Origin of the sequence: Halobacillus sp. A1, from assembly GCF_024189295.1 — a bacterium.
Classification (GTDB): domain Bacteria; phylum Bacillota; class Bacilli; order Bacillales; family Halobacillaceae; genus Halobacillus_A.
In genome coordinates, this window is record NZ_JAIZEN010000019.1 from 1 (window position 1) to 18,605 (window position 18,605).

Consider the following 18,605-nt stretch of genomic DNA (forward strand, 5'->3'; position numbering starts at 1 on the left):
AGTAGGGCTACAATATGAAGGGACATTAAAACAAGATATTCTAAGATGGGATGAATATGTAGATGTTGATGTTTTTGGACTTTTAAAAGAGGATTATCTCGATACTGAGTCTTCCAGATAATGGGGCAAATCTTAAACAATGAATCTTTGCTTGGTATAGTTCAGTGAGGAGGAAATCATAGAAAAGCCTGTAAGATAAGGTTTTTATCCTTAGCGTACTCTATCCGCGTTTTGCTGGTGGTAAGCCGAAATGAGCGAAACACCAAATTAGAATACATTTTGTTATGATGGAAAAATGCTCCTTTGTATGTTGGGATATATGTATACAATTCGGGCAAACTATTAAGTTAGGAGTATGAGTATGAAAAAAGCGAATGTGGTTTTTATAATCCTATCGGGACTGCTGATATTCCAAAACTTTATCATATCTATTGGTGGTATTATGATGGGCGGCGAGCATATAATAGCCATTCTCATGTTGGGAATAATTCCGTTAATCATCTGGATTGCTTTGCTGGTTCTGTCGCAGAAAAAGAAAGAGAATGCATCTTTCACTCTCCCTGTGTATCTTGGTTTGACCGTGCTGTTCGGGATTCATTTTTATTTCCTAACCACAGATTTGTCATACGGGTTCAGTAAAATCCTATCGTTTTTTGGGATGTAAATTCTCGAATTCAAGTCTTATGCTAACTGGGGCTTTAGTTGAATATGACAAAATTCATCAGTGGAAGTATTCAACAACGGCAGCCAAGCAAAAACTATTGTTCAACTCACGCCTACGTTTATGTAAAACCCCAATTTCAGATACCCCAACCGTCTTTTCTTTATTCTTCTTCCAACCTGAATCCCCCTCAGCCGGTGATTAATTCCAACACTGCGATTCCAAACATAATAGAAACAACACTGATATAAACGAAGGAGTATATCCTTCTTTTTCCCTTTGCAGGCATCTGTAAGATCTCTTGGATTACGAGAGATGGAGCTAAGAACAACCATGGATACAACCATGCATAGGTAAAATCAGTAAACAAGCCCACCAAAAACAGTAGAACTGCGATTACTAAGAAACTATTACTAATGTATTTTGCTGCCTTTTTCATATGCACACCTCCCTGGATGAAATCACCATATAAATGAGCAGAAAAATGCAGACTTTGTGGAAAGACTCATTTATTTCAATTTAACTATTCCCCCCTTAAATCTTATGGTGTTTCAGAATGGACCCTTTTCTTTCCCTTTCATTGTTTTACAAAGTTTCATTCTTTTTTGGTTTTAATAATTGTGAAATGATATAGGCGAAGCTAGCGATACATATTAAGACCACCAAAGGAAAGCTTCTATTTCCAAAACTCACTTCTTGAGGTGTAATCCCTCCTACTGAAGAAAGGTCCGGAGTATAATTCATAGTTAAAAGCATACCCGATGCCATTTGATAAACTAAATATAATAAAATGAAACTTACTATAAAAATTAAATATTTCTTCACAACTTCCCATCCTTTCCCTTATCTATCATTACGGTTGAGAGTGTTCATAGTTTCATCGAAATTGAATTTCTTTCATTATTCATGTTAGAAAGCTTTCCCCCATTATGTAGAAACTGAGTCTTTCACAATCCTGCCCATTTCTTTAAGCCACAGTTTTGATAATTGAAAAGGATGCTTTTATCGTGAAGATAGACCATCAAAACCCAAAAATGAAAAAGCCCTGCAGAGAATTAATCCACCGCAAGACTCTTCCAAAAGACTATCGATACATTTCCGTCAGCCACATCGACAACGCTGGAACATACGTAATAATAAGCAAAGCGAAAATCATGGCCACTAAAAACGGAATGACGCCTACGACGATTTTTTCGAATTTGACTTTTCCGACGGTGGAGGCAACGAATAAGTTGACGCCTACGGGCGGGGTGACAAATCCGATGGCCAGGTTCGCGACTAAAATGACGCCGAAGTGAACGGGATCGATGCCGAACTCTGTGACGATCGGCAGCAGGACAGGCGTTAAAATAACGACTGCTGATATGGTGTCTATGAACATACCGACAAAGAGAAGCAGCAGGTTAATGACAAGTAATATGACAATCGGGTTCGTCGTCAGTCCTGTCAGGGAGCTTGATATTTGATCGGGTATGTGGACGAGTGTCATGAAATACGCAAAGGAAACGGACAGGCAGATAATGATCATCGTCGTCGAATTGATGATGATGGTCTGCAGAAACGAATCATAGACCGTCTTCCATGTCAGTTCCTTATAGATGAAAGCTCCGATAATAAGCGCGTAAACTACAGACACGACGGCCGCTTCTGTCGGGGAGAAGATACCGCCATAAATTCCGCCTAGTATGATAACTGGAATGAACAGCGCCCATTTTGCATCGTTGAATGCGCGAAACACTTCTTTTCCGGTCGTCTTAGAGCCGTCTTCCGGCCGGTAGTTATTTTTCACAGAAATAATATACGCGGTGACCATTAATAGGACGGCAATGAGCATCCCCGGGATAATGCCGGCGATAAACATGTCGCCGACGGATACGTTGGCGGTGACGCCGTAGATGACAAATGGGATACTCGGCGGGATGATGACCCCGATGGAACCAGCTGCTGCCGGTACACTGGCGGCAAAGCCGGGTTTATAATTTTTGGCGATCATCGCTGGAATCATGAATCCGCCGATGGCTGCAACGGTTGCGGGTCCTGACCCTGAAATGGCTGCGAAAAACATACAGGCGACGATTGTGACCATCGACAAGCCGCCGGTCATCCAGCCCACCATGGAGGTTGCTAAGTGAAGCAGTCGTTTAGAAACGCCGCCTTTCCCCATCAATATGCCGGCCAGCATGAAGAACGGGATCGCTAACAGCGGGAACGAATCTAATGAAGTAAAAGCTTTTTGCACGATGATATCAAGAGGGAGCGTCGTTCCGAAGTAAATGGCTGTTAAAGCCGATACACCCAGCGAAATCGCAATGGGAACTCCGATAAGCAGACAGACGAACAGCGTACCAAATAAGAGGAGAACACTCATGTGGCAATCCCCTCACTTTTCCGTCTCTCATAATTTCCTTTCCAAATCTCGATGAGCTGGAAGATTAATCGGACGGCCATCCCAACAGACCCGATCGGTACGGCGACCATAGGAATCCACATCGGAATCTGCATAGCCGGGGAGCGCTGGCCGTAGCTGATCGTATCCATCACGAGAGCGGTTCCGAATATCGCTAAAAATAAGACGAGCGAAAACCACAAAATGACGCTGATCGACTCTAATATTTTTCTCACGGTTCCATAAAACAGGGTAATAAAAGCATCGACACGGATGTGTTCTCTCATTTTCACGGCATAGCTTGCACCGACCCACACTTGGAAAATGTGTAAATAGCGGGCGATTTCTTCTGTCCAGCTTGGAGCCGATTGGAAAATGTACCGTCCAACCACTTGGCCGAAGATAAGAACGACCATCAGGACGAGTGTTGACACGAGTATTCCTTTTTCAAAGTTTGCGAAAATCTTCGCCATGACTGTCCCACCCTATTATGTATTAAAAGGAAGGCAGCCGCCTTCCTTTTTCCTGTCGTTATTCACTGGCGTTTTGAACGTCTTCGACAAGATCGGCACCGATCTCATCTTCAAATTCGTCGTAAACTGATTCCACTTCATCACGGAAGGATTCCATCAATTCCTCGGAAGGCTCATTGACTTCCATGCCTTCTGCTTTTAATTCTTCTAAGAACTCACTATCCTGCTGTTGAGCCAGTTCTCTTTGTTCTTCGCGGTATTCTTCAGAGGCTTCCACTACTAAATCCTGCAAGTCAGATGGTAACCCTTCGTAAAATTCGTTGTTCATCAGAAGAGCCGTCGGCGCATACACGTGACCTGTTTCAGTCAAATAGTCCTGTACTTCATAAAACTTGTTCGTATAAAACAAGGACACGGGCGCTTCCATCGCATCATACGTTCCTTGCTGAAGGGCTGTATAAAGCTCGCCGAAAGCGAACGGAGAAGCATTCATACCAAGAGCGTCGAAGGTTGCCGTGTGAACCGGGCTTTCCAGTGTACGCATTTTCAGTCCTTTAATATCTTCCAGGGATTCAACCGGACCTTCGTTATTCGACAGGTGACGGAAACCATTCTCTGCATATACAAGCCCTTTGATGTTTTGTTCCGACAGGTCATCAAGTAATCCCTGTCCGATTTCACCATCTAACACTTCATACGCGTCGTCGTAGTCTTCAAATAAGAAAGGAAGATCAAATACCATAAAATCTTCATTAAAAGAAGAAACCGACGCAACCGCTGGAATCGTCATTTCCACATTACCTTGCTGCACGGCTTCAATCGCTTCTCGATCAGATGGATACAGCTCACCATTCGGGTGAAGCTCGACCGTAATCTGCCCATCCGATTCTTCTTCCACCTTCTCTTTAAAAGATTCAGCTGCGATATGAGATGACTGATCTTCAGAAACTAAGTGAGCGATACTGATCGTATGACTTTCTCCGCCGCCATCCTCTGAATCACCACTACCGCCAGAATCCGGGCGTCCGCAAGCGGCTAACATGACGAGTGCCGCGAATAGAACCATTACCTTTTTCATATGTACTCCTCCTATGTGTGATATTGTGTAATTCGTTTAACAATATTGTTCATATGTACATCCATCGCTTCGACGGCTCGCTCCACATCTCCTTCCTCTACCGCTTCCAAAATGCCTTCATGCTCATCGCAAGCAGCTTCGGCGCTTTGGGGCAGCGTGTTCGATAAGATGATAAATGCGCGATAATCCCCTGAATTCATTTGTAGAATTAACTCCTGCAGCTTCTTGTTCTCATTGGCTTCTGTCAGCAATAAATGAAAATCACGGTCGAGCTCGACAAAGGCCTCGTAATCTTCCTTTGTAATCGCTTTCCGCTGATGGGTTACATTATCCCGCAGTTGTTCAATGATTTCGTTAGATAAAATAGGGGTGATTGTTCGGAGGTTGTGCATTTCCAGCAGCGAGCGCACTTCCATCAGGTGCAATGAACCTTCAATCGTAAACGTAGCCACCTTGGCCGGTTTACCATTTCTAAGGACAACGAGTCCATCCATAGAGAGGCGGCGCAAAGCATCACGCAGCGGCGTTCGACTGACACCGATCTGCTTAGCGATTTTCTCTTCCCGTAATTCTTGATCAGGAGAAAACTCACCAGAAACAATAGACTGACGCAGCAAATCATACGTTTGATCCGATATCGACATCTTCTTATTGACCCTTTTCATGAATCACTCCACCTACAAATTTTCTGTATACAGTATACTGAAAATTGTATAAGAGATTCATAGTTTTGTAAACTGAATTTTTACAAAATTAAAAAAATGGAAATTAAAATAAGAAAAAAAGCAAACAAACCCCGCTACTCCAAAGAACAGCCGGGGCTTTAAATCAGCTGATAAAGATTGTCCGATTTTATTGTTATAATTTTCAGACTTCTTGGATAGAATAATCATACAAGAATCTATTAAAAAAGGAGCTGCTTCCTATGAAAATTAAAGCGAAATGTAAACGAAGCATTATCAGCAAAAAGCCACTGCTTTTGAACGAAGCGAAAAATGAAGAAGCCTTCCAAAAAGTGTTGGACGCGCCCCATCACTGCTTTTTTACAGAAGGAGAATATTACACATTCAAGATCGGCCCTCAAGTGTGGGAAAGCGTCAATAATTTCTCTGAATGGCATTTGTTTAATGTAGTGAGGGATTTCGATATGGTGGCTGATCATTTTGAGTTGAAGGAACTGTCGAAGATATAATCGAGCGGCGGGGATCGTTCGATTATGTTTTTCTACTGCCTGGTGGCTTTTGTTAATTAAAAAACGTTTTATGGTTAATCAAAGACTAGCGGTATTTGATAGATTTGATTATTAATCAACACTTACTTCCACTATAGTCCCTGCTCGATATATTATGTACAACAACTAAAAAACCTCTTTCCTAAATGGAAAGAGGTTTTTTTTTGAAGCTAATTATAATAATTGTCCCGATCAACCTGACTTTTCAGACATGTCCTCATGCGTACATTAAGAAGTTTCTTCTATTTCTATAGAAAAAGCTTTTGATAAAGAACCTAGAAATTCATCATTGTCATTTCGCCATTCCAGCACGACATAATAGCGTTCTTTCCCATCTTCTTTATTTTCGCCATTTATATTGATTTCATTCCCTTTATCTAAAGTGGTTTCTTCGATAGTAGATTGCCCTCGCTCAAAATACTGAGAGTAATAGATTTGTGATGGCTCTTCCCCGTCCACTTCTATCGTAATGCTTTCTCCGTCTTTAACTTCAGTTGGATTCACACCTTCAGTGAATTCTTGGTGGTCAATAGAATCTGGTTCAGCACTCTCTTTTGAACATTCAGGTTCAAAACAGCTGCGGATTTCATTCGTTTCTATTTCACGACCATCATAGGTGATAGAGACGACCGGCTTCTTATCCATTGTTTCTTGATCGTCTTCTGAAGGCTCTTCTTCCTGATTCTGACAGCCGCTCATCATTAAAAGCAATATGAGCAGCGCACACTTTTTAATATTTATCCCCCTTAATCAAGAGCCTCTTCTAAAGGAATCACTTGCACCGGCCCTGCATTCGTTACATAAGTACCAGCGATAAAGTCGTGGATTGCGCGATGGTCCTCTCGAATGAAGACCATAAACGCACTGACGATATATCCGATGCCAACCGTCAGGGCATAAACCAGTCCAGCTACAAATACGCGCAGCAGCATCGCTCCTATACCGACATCGCTTCCATCTTTTTTCACTATGCGGATGCCCATCATTTTCTTGCCGACGACGTACCCGTGCCACACGACAGGCAAAATCAGCATATACAGCGACTGCGTAAGGCTCGTTAAAATATCACCGGGCCCTTCTTGAAATAGAAGAAACGATAGGAGAGCGATCGGTAAGAAAACGACCAGCCCGTCCAATAGTGAGGCGGCAAATCTTTTAGTAAATCCGACAGAGATTCCCATAAAAACATCCTTTCTATCATTCTACGACTCATTGTACTCGGGTCGATGGTCCTATGCAAGAAAAGGAATGTATGGAAAATTAATGAAATAAGGAGATGAATGCAAGGCGTGAATTAGAATTCTTACATTTGCAGGAGTTTTACAGCAGCCTTGCTGGCTGCTGCTTTTTTGACGCACTATTGAGCTATTGTTTAGGGAAATCAGAGGAACTGGATGGAGGTAACGATTTCGCTAAGTCAGTCGCTTCTTTTTCCGTAAGGGTTCCCGATACAACGACTACTTTTCCTCTATCATAATAGTAGATGGAACTGCTGCCATAGGAATCCTCCTGGACATATCCTTTTCGTCCATCCGCAAGCTCTACTTCCCCTGCTTCTTGTCTTAGTGGAAATTCCTCGAACATCGTTATATTGACTACTTTTTCATCGTTTACAAACGTCCACATATCACTCTCTGTATCATCTACATGTAAGTCAGTCGTTCTGAAGTGGTCCATAGGTAAAGCCAATCCTTCAGCATCCGTAAAGCTTTCCCCTTGATTCGCATCGATGCGCAGGAAACATCTAATTTTCCACACATTTTCTCGTTCGTATAGAAAAACACTATAGTTGTTTTCCCCTTCAGGTGAACGGATAGTAACGATGCTTCGGTCCTCCAAAGATGCTTCATGAAGGATGGAAGACTCTTTAGGAAATTCACTCTTTTCATCGCTGAAAACAACTTCGTATTGTTCCTGGACGGCTTCGCCTGGCGTTTCTTGTTCTTCAGTAGCACTGTGAATAATGACATCTTCCACATGGGGTTTGTCTTCTTGCTCAGTTTTAGTTTCTTCTTGTTCTTTGGTTTCTTCTTGTTCTTTGGTTACTTCCTGCTCCTCTTCCCCATCAGATATGTTACATCCAGATAGTAAAGTAATAAGGGAAGCGAGCATGAGTAACATCGTTAATCGTTTCATGCATGTCACCCTTAAATCTTATATTTTTTAATTTGTCGTTTCTCCAATTATAGTTTGCATGGAGTATTTACGATCGATAGTACTATCAATGTAACATGTCTGTTTCCAATTTCGTATTGGGAAAGTATTTCTCTAAATGAATGCTAAGTGAACCTGCGGGAGCCTGACTTAAGCATGTTTATTTTAATCCTACAAAATAATACTGTGGCGGCTATGTAACGAAGTCTAAATCCTTTCACCACCCTCTCCTCAAATATTTACACAACTAACTGAAGAATTCCCCATTTGTATGAAACGTTTTCAAGCATGCTACAATAGAAGCAAAACGACTGGGAAGGACGAGTCAGATGTTTGAATTACTTCTCCCGATGCTGGAGCGGCTCGGCATCATCGTGACGGTGGCTTTCATTATAACGAGGTTCCGTTTTTTCCGGGAGTTGATCGACCGTAAGTCTTTGAACCCGGGACAGCAGATGATGGCGATTGGTTTTTTCGGATTGTTCGGGATTATTGGTACGTATACAGGCATTACGTATGATACAAGCTCTCTTGAATTCGGAAGATGGGCGATGGATTTAGTAGAGAGTGAAGCGATTGCGAACTCGAGGGTAATCGGGGTTGTGGCTGCTGGTTTGTTCGGCGGATACCGGATCGGGATCGGGGCCGGTCTGATTGCCGGCATCCACCGCTTTTCTCTCGGAGGTTTTACAGGCTTTGCTTGTGGAATTTCGGCAGTTGTGGCCGGAGTGCTTGCTGGTTTTTTTCATAAAAAAGATAAGCCGCTGAAGCTGAAGACGGCTCTTCTGATCGGCGGGCTGGCTGAGACTGTGCAGATGGGCATTATTTTAGCCGTCGCCCAGCCTTTTCCCCGTGCGTGGGAGCTTGTGCAGGATATCGGGCTTCCGATGATTATCGCGAATGGCGTGGGGGCGGCCCTCTTTTTGCTTATCATTCGAAATGTTTTAAATGAGGAAGAAAAAGCGGGAGCGCTGCAGGCTCAGAAAGCGTTGAAGCTTGCGGAGTCAACGGTCGCTTACTTAAGAAAAGGATTAACGAAGGATTCGTCTCAAAAAGCCTGCCAGATCATTTATGACGAAGTGGACGTGAGTGCGATTTCGATGACTGACCAGGAGAAGATTCTGGCTCACGTCGGTGAGGCGGACGATCACCACCGCTCCGGGGAGAACATTCAGACCGACGCCACAAGAGAAGTCATTCAAAAGGGGACGTTGATTGTGGCGACGCACGACGACATCCAGTGCAGCCATTCGGACTGTCCGCTTGGAGCCGCTGTGATCGCTCCGTTGAAGAAACGACAGGAAGTGGTCGGCACGCTGAAATTCTATGTGCGCTCGGAAAAAGAAATATCCAACGTGTTGCTGGAGCTGATTCAAGGGCTGAGTGCCCTGCTTGGCCAGCAACTCGAAATTGCCGAGGCTGAAAAAGCCCAGGAGCTAGCAAGGGAAGCCGAAGTTAGAGCATTGCAGGCGCAAATCAATCCGCATTTTTTATTCAATTCCTTAAATGTGATCGTGTCGCTGATCCGCACAAAACCGGACCGTGCCCGTTCGCTTCTGATTGCTTTATCGAAGTTTTTCCGACAAAATCTTGGAGCTACGACGAAGACGTGGACGTCATTGGATGAAGAATTGAAGCATGTCAAAGCCTATCTGCTTATTGAAGAGACGCGTTTTGTCGATAAGTTACGCGTGAACTACGAAGTGGATGATTCCGCTCTCTCAGTAAAAATAGCACCGCTTACGCTGCAGCCTCTCGTCGAAAACTGCATTAAGCATGGAATCAAAGATAAGGAAGACGACTGCGAAATTACGATACAAGTCCGTGATTTTGGCGAATCGGTCAGAATCACGCTCAACGATAACGGCAGCGGGATGACACCTGAGCGTTTAGCCACCCTTGGAGAAAAAGAAGTCCACTCCGAAAAAGGTACAGGGCTAGGGCTAATGAACGTTAATAAACGGTTAGTCCATATGCACGGTGAACAATCGAAGCTTCGCATTCAAAGTACGCCTGGGGAAGGAACAACCATATCATTTGATATTCCTCATAATGGAAAGGAGGTATCCTTGTGATCAAGGCACTGATCGTCGATGATGAACGCTTCAGCCGGGAAGAGTTAATCTATTTGCTGAAGTCCTATGATTCCATCGATATTGTAGGAGAAGCAGATTCTGGAGATGCAGCGATTATGAAAGCGATCCAGCTGCAGCCCGATGTCATTTTCTTAGATATAGAAATGCCCAAAATGGACGGCATGGAGGTCGCAGCAGCTGTTCAGGAATTGAAAAAAGTACCGGCCATCGTCTTTGCGACCGCGTATCCTGATTTTGCCGTGGAAGCTTTTCGTCATGAAGCCGTTGATTATTTATTAAAGCCGTTTGATGAGGAGCAGCTCCGCGATGCGATTGCCCGGTTAGAGAAGAAGCTGCAGCCGATTGAAGCTGCAACGTCGCGTCCCACGCGCCTGGCCATTGAGGGTGATGATGAAATCCATTACCTCACCCCTTCTGATATTATGTATGTGTACAGGGAAGACCGTCTGACAAAAATTGTTGCGAAAACTCAAATGTACGAAACGAAGGGAACGTTAAAGGAAATGGAAGAGCGCCTGAAAGGATTTTCATTCTTCCGCATTCATAAAAGCTACCTTGTGAACCTGGATTATGTCGATCGCTTAATCCCATGGTTCAACGGCGCCTACCAGCTGGAGCTTAGAGGCAGTAAGGACACGCTTTCTGTGAGCCGTAACTACGTTAAAGGGTTAAGAAAGCAGCTTGAATTGTAAGACCGTCCCCTTCACATGTTCGTAAAAGCGAAAGGTTTTTAGGAAACAACTCGCTTTCCGTGGGCGAATGGCGTGCCTCCTCGCGCTATTCAGCCCTGTGGGGTCACCCCTTATCCGCATCTCCCACAGGAGTCTCGATGTTTCCTAAAACCCTTTTTCGATAAAAGTGGAAATTGCGATGCAGGGCGTCCAAATTGAAGTCCCCGCCCCGCCGGCGACCAGGTACATACAATCCATAGCACTATATAAACAATCTAACCGTCCTTTTTTGAGGGCGGTTTTTTTGCATGTCAGACAGATATTTCGACATGATAGACACGAACCCCTCCAATGTAAGCGCTGTTTTGTTACGATCTTTGTAAGCGATTACAGAGATTCGAGGGAGGAAGCCGCAATGATTACGTTTCTTGCAAGTATTGCACTTTTAATTGTAGGTTATTTTACTTATGGAAAATATGTCGAGAAAACGTTCGGGGTCAATACAGACCGCCAGACACCCGCTTATACGAACGGCGATGGTGTCGATTACCTGCCAATGGGAGAAAAAAGAAATTCATTAATTCAGCTGTTAAATATAGCCGGTGTTGGTCCGATTTTCGGCCCGATACTTGGCGCACTTTATGGACCTGTAGCCTTTTTGTGGATTGTCTTCGGCTGTATCTTTGCCGGAGCGGTTCACGATTACCTGACAGGGATGATTTCGATCCGCAACCGCGGAGCGCACCTGCCTGAGCTAGCCGGTAAGTTTTTAGGAAAAGTGATGAAGCACGTCGTGAACGCGTTTGCGATTTTACTGCTAGTCCTTGTAGGAACGGTTTTTGTTTCTGCACCCGCTGACCTCCTGCACAATATGACGAGCAGTTGGCTCGCCCTGCCGATCATTATCGGAGCGATTTTTGTTTATTACATTCTGGCTACGATGCTTCCGATTGATAAAATCATCGGGCGTTTCTATCCGGTTTTCGGAGCGCTGCTTTTAATCAGTGCCATTGGTGTCGGAGCTTCTCTTGTCATCACAGGAGCGCCGATTCCAGAGCTTACATTAACGAACATGCACCCGGATAACGCGCCGATTTTCCCACTGTTATTCCTAACGATTTCCTGTGGAGCGCTGTCTGGTTTCCATGCGACACAAACGCCGATTATTTCTAGAACGACTCAAAAAGAAAAACAAGGCCGCCGCATTTTCTACGGCATGATGATCGCTGAAGGGATTATCGCAATGATCTGGGCAGCCGCTGCCATGAGTGTATTCAACGGTTCTGCCGGTCTTAACGAAGTGCTTGCCAGCGGAGGTCCTGCCGCTGTAGTGAGTGAAGTTTCCATTGCGATGCTTGGAGCTGTCGGAGGAACGCTTGCCGTTCTTGGAGTTATCGTACTGCCGATTACTTCTGGAGATACTGCCTTCCGAAGTGCTCGTATGATTATTGCCGACTATATTAATGTATCTCAAAAGAAAATCGCGAGTCGCATTTGGATCGCCGCACCGTTGTTTGTGATCTCATTCGTACTGACAAACATTGATTTCACCTTACTATGGAGATATTTCTCCTGGGCCAACCAGTCCACAGCTGTTATCGCCCTATGGGTGGGAGCCATGTACTTGTTCCTATCGAGAAAAAATTACTGGATCGCTGCGATTCCAGCAACGTTTATGACGATGGCGACGTTCACCTATATTCTAAACGCGCCGATTGGTTTCGGTTTATCGTTAAACGTTTCGTATGTGGCAGCTGCCATTATTACGATAGCTGTCGTCACCACCTTCTTTGTTGCGGCACGCCGCGGGCTGAATAAGGATATTCCGCTTGAAGAAGAGTTGAGGCCGAGTGCTTAAGAAAATCCTTTGTGTGTAAGGTAAAACGTCCACCAGAACAAGTTCTGGTGGACGTGTTTTAGTTCTATGCTTTTTATGAGCGTAGTTGTAATTCTTACATTTGAAGACGTTTTTCTTACATTTGGCGCACTTATTCTTACATTTCGCGGCTTTTTTCTAACATTTGCTGCGTTTATTCTGACATTTCAGCCCATAACTCTTACATTTGCCACCAAAACTCCCCCTCCCCCCCCTCACTTCGGCACAATATGCCTATACTTCTTCCGCACCTCATTCAACACCCTCAACTTCTCCAGCGACTCCTCTTTCATCGCGATCCCCCCACCCGCGCCTCAAGCCAGGCAACGGGCGAGAAGGGAGAGGTGGATAACGAAAAAAACCAAGATATGAACCATTGTAAAAAGTCGGATAATGAGGAAAACCAGGAGACATCGTCGGATCAAGAAGTGGAGCCACCGAAGAAGGGGTGGATAGCTCGTCTGTTTGGAAAATGAGGTGTATACATACGTGGATAAATAAAAACCAAGGTCCCGCGGGACCTTGGTTTTTAAGGGTTGTTTGGCTTTTTATCATTCATTGATTGTTGTTTTTTTATTTTGTAATCAATGTAAATCGAATATAATAAGGTCGCTATGATCATTGAAAATACGACGAAGGTAAAACCACCATGATAAGCGAAGAGGTTATTAACGATCAGTAATATTACCGAAAGAGTAATGACTACAATTTGCGCAATGGTCGTTTGTTTTTTAAGGTTTATTTCAAACCCTCCTTTGATGACCTATTCTTACACAATATAACAATTTTTAGGAAAAATTTAAAACCACTACCAATGGAAGGGTAGTGGTTTTAAATGGTTTCTGTTGCTTTATCTCCTTCTAGTTGGAGGGGAATACAATAGTTATGGGCACATCGATACAGTAGTCTTTGCAGATGAATTGATAGAAAGACTCAAGACCTTTACCCTATTAGTCTTTGAACCTTTCACTATAAATCTCCGGCAACTCCACACCATCATCATTCTCCCGATCCACCGGCTCCCCTCGAACGAGCTGACTCAGAACATCCAGAGACCCATGCCAGCCTGCCGCTGTATAATTTGCCAGTTCCTTACGATCAAATGTATGAATGAAAACGAGCCGGGAACCTTCACTTTTCTCATATACGTGCATGTCGATTCGGTCATCGAGCTCCTGAAAGCTGAAGGTGTGGGGTTCATCCAGTTTTAAGATCACCCCTTCATAGGTCCACCCTTCCTCATCATCGAATGTTATTTCTCCGCCGGCTCGTAAGTCCATTTCTCCATTGGCGAAGGGATACCACTGCACAAAAGCTTCAGGATCCGTAAGCACACGGAAGACTTCTTCCGGGGTGCAGGGAAAATAACGTTCAAACTGTAAAGCATAGCGTCCATCTGTTTCAAAAAGCTGCCCGTATTCACTCATGTTATTTTCTCCTTTTTTAGTGGTTTAAAGTATAATCGCCTATACATCATATTGGGCACTTTCATTTTACCAAAATTTTGCTCCGTTTAATTTGAGGTTTGTGGACCAGCACAGCCATAATTCTTACATTACCGCCAAAACCCCCCTCCCCCTCACTTCGGCACAATATGCCTATACTTCTTCCGCACCTCATTCAACACCCTCAACTTCTCCAGCGATTCCTCTTTCATCGCCATCCCCACGCCCATGACAAGCGCCTCAAGCAACGCGACGGGAGAGACCATCGTGTGGAATTCCCACATTTCGCCTCGGTGGGCGTATAAAACAAAGTCAGCGGCGTCTCCCATTTCCGATACTAAGCGGTCGGTGATGAGAATGGTTTTGGCGTTGCATTCCCGCGCGTGTTCGAGGGTCACTTTTGTTTCGGGCAGGATGTCGACGAACTGGAAGATGATGATCGCAGAGCTAGAGTCCACGTGTAGAAGCGATTCATAGATTTCGTGGCCGCTTTTAGCCATTCGTTCGGTATGGATGCCGAATCTTTTTAACCGGAAGTCTAGTAAACCGCCGAGTCCCTCTGAGGAAGCGGGCGCGTGGATGAAGACGGTGGAAGATGATGCGATCGTGTGTATCGCTTCGTTGAATTCCCGGTTGTTAAAATGATTATTCGTCAGGACGAGGTTTTTGAAGTGCTGTTCGATCAACTGGCTGAACAATTCTCCATCGTCAATTTGTTCTACGAAATTTTTCATTTTATTCTCGGGGGTGATTTCTATTTTCTTTTTAATCTCATTTTTATAATCTTTGAAGTTCTTAAAGCCGATCATCATCCAGAATCTTGAGACGGAAGCGATGCTCACCCGCGCCTGGTCGGCTACTTCCTGTTCGGTCATATAGGCTACGGCTGTTCCTCTTTTTTGAATGACGTCGGCGATTTGCCGCTGTTTTCTAGTTAACTGCTTGTCGTCTATCGTGATTAAACTATTCAATGTCATCCCTCCTCAGGGCTTAGTATATAGGCTTTTCCTCCTCCTATGAAAAAAAACTTTCATTTTTAACACAAAGATTAATTACTTTACGTGAACTATACATTTCCTGCATTCCTGCTTAACCTTGAAGCTTTACAATCAAATTGAACTTACATTAAGGAGGAATTACAAAATGGGGATGCAGAGAAACGAGTACACACAGTCACAGAAAATGATGGTATTTATTTTATCGATGTCGCTGTTCGGTCTAGCGAATTTATTTACTGAATTGCTGCCGGAATTTACGATTGGTCCAGTGGAGTTATCTATTTCTTACTTAGCTTTTATTCCGTTAACTTTAGTTATGTTGTTTAACCCGTGGTACGCAGCTTTTGGTGCTTCTGTCGGTGAAATTATATTTGGTGATCTTCTGTTAGGTGATTTCGGAGGTCTTGGGGAGCTTGAAGGATTTATCGAGTTTACAATGGCGATGTACATTGCCGGACTTCTAGTTACGAACTTAAACAGCAGGAAGCAAATCGCGATTGCGGCGATTGTCGGCGTTATGATTGATCAGATGTTAAGTACTGTCGTTGATGTAGGTAAAGTTTGGTTCGGTATTGAAGAGCTTGAAGCCGTACCTGGTCTTCCTGCTTCGATTCTGGCGATTGAAGGGGTAAGTTTTGTGACAGAAATGGTGATCTCAGGCGTGCTCTTCGGTCTCATTCCTGCTCTTTATCTCATTCCTAAACTTTATGGAAAAATTGAGCCGCTGTTAGGCATTGAACCAAGAGAAGGACGCGTGAAAGCTTCGATGACCGAGTGGGTGTCCGTCCGATTTGTCATTATTGCCGTATTTCTCATGTTCGTTGCGATGATTTCCGAGTTCATGGCTACGATGGATATCAACTTTGCCGTGTGGGAGCCTGAATTTTTGGAACAGTTCGGGGAAGGGTACATTTGGCTGCCGATCTCTGCTGCTGCTGTGATTTTTGTTACTGTCGTTATTGCCGCTGTGAAATTCAGTAAGTCCCGTAACAGTACGAAGAGTAGGAAATCGGCATGAAACCGATCATCGAACTGAACGATGTTCACTTTAGATATCCAGGGACGAAAGAGCATGTGCTAAACGGCGCGACGCTTTCTATTGAACAGGGTGAATTTCTAGCCGTCATCGGTGGAAATGGCAGCGGGAAAACGACCCTTTGTAAAACATTCAACGGGCTGATCCCGAATTATTATACCGGAGATTTTTCCGGGAGCGTCATGGTCGGCGGAGCCGATGTATCGCAAGCTACAGTTTCTGAGATGAGTTTCCGTGTGGGGTACGTGTACCAGGATTATGAGAACCAGTTGATGAGACCGACTGTGCTCGATGACGTCTCCTTCGCTCCTTTAAACTTCGGGGATCCGGACTTTATGGAAAAAGCACTTTGGGCTCTTGAGACATTGGGCATTGAACATTTGAAGGATCAAAGTATTTGGCAGTTAAGCGGCGGGCAGAAGCATTTAGCCGCGATCGCCGGCGTACTCGCTTTAGATCCTCAAATACTGATTATTGATGAACCCGTCGCTCAGCTCGACCCGCACCATGCGAAGGAAATTTATAAACGGTTGAAAGTCCTTCAAGAGGACTACGGTAAAACGATCATCGTCATTGAACACCATACCGAATTCATCGCAGATTTCTGTACTGACGTTTTGTTAGTCGATCAAGGACAAGTGTTATGGAAGCATCCCGTGCGCCAGGGACTTTTACAAATCGATGATTTATTAAAAAGAGACATCTTCCCGCCACAAGTCACGCAGGCTGCCCTGAATTGTGACCTGGCACTCGATGCCCATAACTTCCCGATCACGATAGAAGACGGCCAAACATATTTTAAAGGTCTTGATTTCATGAAAAGAGAGCGTGAATCAGAGAGCCATACTCAAGAAAAAGAAGCCATAGCTTCGCTTGAGGATCTCTCGTTCTCTGCAAAAACGCTGTCCAACGAAAGAAAAACCATTTTAAATAAAATATCCACGTCCTTTCATTCTGGGGAACGGATTGCCCTCGTCGGAACAAATGGTGCAGGGAAGACCTCTCTTATGAAGTGTTTGACCGGAATGAGCAAACCGACCTCAGGCGGCGGTTTTATCGGGGAGCACTCTTTTAAAAAGGGATCGCTAGAAGGACTATCGAAAGAAGTTTCGTATATCTTTCAAAATCCCGAAGAAATGTTCATTCAGGATTCTATTAAAAATGATTTGACCTTCTTTTCGCACTCACGAGAGCAGGATGACTCCTCTTTTATAGAAAAATTAATCCAATCCTTTCGCTTAGAAGAAGTGCTTGAGAAAGACGGCCGGCTGCTAAGCGGAGGGCAGCAGCGACGGGCATCGATGGCGATCGGCTTAGCCACGAACCCCACGCTGCTTATGCTGGATGAACCAACAGCGAGCCTCGATGTGCAGAGCCGTAAAGAATTGATAGAAATTTTGCAGGATATGGATTCCGTTGCCACCGTGTTGGTCGCTACCCACGATATGCAGCTGGTAGCCGAATGGGCGACACGCGTCATCGTCATGGACCAAGGCGAAGTGACGTTTGATGGAACGCCGCGGGAGATGTTCGAATATGGACACGTATGGAAAAGAGCAGGGCTCGTCCCGCCCCAGATCGTTCAGCTTTCTATTGAACTTGGCATGCGCCCGGCTGCTTTATCGGTGGACGAGTTTACAAGCCGGATCAAGGAGGGCATCCCTCATGGAGTTTGTTGAACGTTTTAAAAAGTCTTTTAATATTGAATGGGTGAAACTTGAGCTCTTAAAAACAGCTTACGGAAAAAAAGAAACGTACATGGGACAGTTAGATCCGAGAGTCATCATGATCTGGTACTTGATCGTCAGCCTGCTGCCCTGGTTCACCTTCAACTTCGTCATTTTAATCGGTCTTGCCATCTACACGTCGGTCCTTGCTTTAATTACAAGAGTCAGCCCGCTGATCATCTTTTTACTAGCGATCGGTGTGATCGGGGAATTAGGCTATATCTTTCTCGTCGTCTTTTTCATGGGAGGAGATTTTGAAGCTTATGCTTCCTTAATCACCCTCACTCTGAAAATCATTATTATGTCGATTGCGAGTATTGCCGCTTTCGCCAGCATGGATCCTGAGAAGCTCAGTGATGCCTTGTTGAGCTTCGGCGTACCTGCTCAGTTCAGCTTCGCTGTTTCCTACGGGTACCGCATGCTGCCGATTTTGATGGATGAGTACCAGCAGATCATCCAGTCTTTCCGACTAAGAGGAAAAGCACCTGAGAAAGCCGGATTTTTAAAATGGAAGTTAGTTTATTATTACGTCGTCATCGTCATTAAAGCGTTCTACCCGATGATGTTGAATACCGCAAAACGTACGAGAACCACCGTAGAAGCACTGGAAGTACGAGGATTTTCTTACTCCCTTCATAGTGAAGAAGCGAAAAAGCAGAAATTATCCCACTTGAAAATTAAAGGGAAAGAATACCAATTCATAGCGTCCAGCTGTGTTATCCTAACGATTATCCATGTCGCAGGACATTTGTATTATATTTAAAACAGGAGAT

19 protein-coding genes are annotated in these 18,605 nt (G+C 44.4%); 8 read left to right on the forward strand and 11 right to left on the reverse strand.

Annotation, left to right across the window (positions count from 1 at the left end; genetic code table 11):
* Positions 1 to 361: 361 nt before the first annotated feature.
* Positions 362 to 664, forward strand: coding sequence for a hypothetical protein (locus tag LF817_RS15985; RefSeq protein ID WP_253936815.1), 303 nt, complete (start codon positions 362 to 364; stop codon positions 662 to 664).
* A gap of 187 nt (positions 665 to 851) precedes the next feature.
* On the opposite strand, the gene LF817_RS15990 is transcribed toward LF817_RS15985, so the two are convergent.
* The 6 genes from LF817_RS15990 to LF817_RS16015 all read right to left on the reverse strand — a co-directional run bounded on the left by LF817_RS15990 (position 852) and on the right by LF817_RS16015 (position 5,263).
* Positions 852 to 1,100, reverse strand: a complete 249-nt coding sequence (locus tag LF817_RS15990; protein ID WP_253936816.1) for a hypothetical protein — start codon at positions 1,098 to 1,100, stop codon at positions 852 to 854.
* Between the two features lie 146 nt (positions 1,101 to 1,246).
* The gene (locus LF817_RS15995) at positions 1,247 to 1,486 is read right to left on the reverse strand and encodes a hypothetical protein (protein ID WP_253936817.1); all 240 of its coding nucleotides are present in this window, start codon (positions 1,484 to 1,486) and stop codon (positions 1,247 to 1,249) included.
* 259 nt (positions 1,487 to 1,745) lie between these two features.
* A complete protein-coding gene (locus LF817_RS16000; RefSeq protein ID WP_253936818.1) occupies positions 1,746 to 3,029 on the reverse strand; it encodes a TRAP transporter large permease in 1,284 nt (427 codons plus the stop codon).
* Entirely contained in the window at positions 3,026 to 3,520 is a 495-nt protein-coding gene (locus LF817_RS16005; protein ID WP_253936819.1) for a TRAP transporter small permease, read from the reverse strand. The genes LF817_RS16000 and LF817_RS16005 overlap by 4 nt, the downstream gene beginning before the upstream one ends.
* Positions 3,521 to 3,578: 58 nt before the next feature.
* Positions 3,579 to 4,598, reverse strand: a complete 1,020-nt coding sequence (locus LF817_RS16010; protein ID WP_253936820.1) for a DctP family TRAP transporter solute-binding subunit — start codon at positions 4,596 to 4,598, stop codon at positions 3,579 to 3,581.
* Positions 4,599 to 4,609: 11 nt separating this feature from the next.
* Positions 4,610 to 5,263, reverse strand: coding sequence for a GntR family transcriptional regulator (locus LF817_RS16015; RefSeq protein WP_253936821.1), 654 nt, complete (start codon positions 5,261 to 5,263; stop codon positions 4,610 to 4,612).
* A 260-nt stretch (positions 5,264 to 5,523) separates the two neighbouring features.
* On the opposite strand from LF817_RS16015, the gene LF817_RS16020 reads away from it, so the two are divergent.
* Entirely contained in the window at positions 5,524 to 5,790 is a 267-nt protein-coding gene (locus tag LF817_RS16020; RefSeq protein ID WP_253936822.1) for a hypothetical protein, read from the forward strand.
* Between the two features lie 267 nt (positions 5,791 to 6,057).
* Here LF817_RS16020 and LF817_RS16025 read toward each other — a convergent pair whose 3' ends face one another.
* From LF817_RS16025 to LF817_RS16035, 3 genes are all read right to left on the reverse strand, one after another.
* Entirely contained in the window at positions 6,058 to 6,540 is a 483-nt protein-coding gene (locus LF817_RS16025; protein ID WP_253936823.1) for a hypothetical protein, read from the reverse strand.
* A gap of 35 nt (positions 6,541 to 6,575) precedes the next feature.
* Positions 6,576 to 7,010, reverse strand: coding sequence for an RDD family protein (locus tag LF817_RS16030; protein ID WP_253936824.1), 435 nt, complete (start codon positions 7,008 to 7,010; stop codon positions 6,576 to 6,578).
* A gap of 184 nt (positions 7,011 to 7,194) precedes the next feature.
* Positions 7,195 to 7,965: a hypothetical protein gene (locus LF817_RS16035; protein WP_253936825.1), complete on the reverse strand. Its 771-nt coding sequence runs from the start codon at positions 7,963 to 7,965 to the stop codon at positions 7,195 to 7,197.
* Positions 7,966 to 8,312: 347 nt separating this feature from the next.
* Between LF817_RS16035 and LF817_RS16040 the strand changes: the two genes are divergently transcribed.
* From LF817_RS16040 to LF817_RS16050, 3 genes are all read left to right on the forward strand, one after another.
* Positions 8,313 to 10,058 carry a sensor histidine kinase gene (locus LF817_RS16040; protein ID WP_253936826.1) on the forward strand — a complete coding sequence of 582 codons (1,746 nt, stop codon included), beginning with the start codon at positions 8,313 to 8,315 and terminating at the stop codon, positions 10,056 to 10,058.
* Positions 10,055 to 10,771, forward strand: coding sequence for a LytR/AlgR family response regulator transcription factor (locus LF817_RS16045; protein ID WP_371925077.1), 717 nt, complete (start codon positions 10,055 to 10,057; stop codon positions 10,769 to 10,771). Before LF817_RS16040 ends, LF817_RS16045 begins: the two co-directional genes overlap by 4 nt.
* A gap of 394 nt (positions 10,772 to 11,165) precedes the next feature.
* Positions 11,166 to 12,608 (forward strand): carbon starvation CstA family protein, encoded by a 1,443-nt coding sequence (locus LF817_RS16050; RefSeq protein ID WP_253936827.1) that lies wholly within the window; start codon positions 11,166 to 11,168, stop codon positions 12,606 to 12,608.
* Positions 12,609 to 13,576: 968 nt separating this feature from the next.
* On the opposite strand, the gene LF817_RS16055 is transcribed toward LF817_RS16050, so the two are convergent.
* Together LF817_RS16055 and LF817_RS16060 are read right to left on the reverse strand one after the other, a co-directional pair.
* Positions 13,577 to 14,053, reverse strand: coding sequence for an SRPBCC domain-containing protein (locus tag LF817_RS16055; protein WP_253936828.1), 477 nt, complete (start codon positions 14,051 to 14,053; stop codon positions 13,577 to 13,579).
* Between the two features lie 152 nt (positions 14,054 to 14,205).
* On the reverse strand, positions 14,206 to 15,042 hold the full coding sequence (locus LF817_RS16060) for a MurR/RpiR family transcriptional regulator (RefSeq protein WP_253936829.1): 837 nt from the start codon (positions 15,040 to 15,042) through the stop codon (positions 14,206 to 14,208).
* Between the two features lie 172 nt (positions 15,043 to 15,214).
* On the opposite strand from LF817_RS16060, the gene LF817_RS16065 reads away from it, so the two are divergent.
* Genes LF817_RS16065 through LF817_RS16075 form a run of 3 tightly spaced genes read left to right on the forward strand, consistent with a single transcriptional unit; the run spans position 15,215 to position 18,595 of the window.
* A complete protein-coding gene (locus LF817_RS16065) occupies positions 15,215 to 16,087 on the forward strand; it encodes a DUF8171 family membrane protein (RefSeq protein ID WP_253936830.1) in 873 nt (290 codons plus the stop codon).
* Positions 16,084 to 17,784 (forward strand): ABC transporter ATP-binding protein, encoded by a 1,701-nt coding sequence (locus LF817_RS16070; RefSeq protein WP_253936831.1) that lies wholly within the window; start codon positions 16,084 to 16,086, stop codon positions 17,782 to 17,784. The genes LF817_RS16065 and LF817_RS16070 overlap by 4 nt, the downstream gene beginning before the upstream one ends.
* Entirely contained in the window at positions 17,771 to 18,595 is an 825-nt protein-coding gene (locus LF817_RS16075) for an energy-coupling factor transporter transmembrane component T family protein (protein WP_253936832.1), read from the forward strand. Before LF817_RS16070 ends, LF817_RS16075 begins: the two co-directional genes overlap by 14 nt.
* Positions 18,596 to 18,605 lie beyond the last annotated feature (10 nt).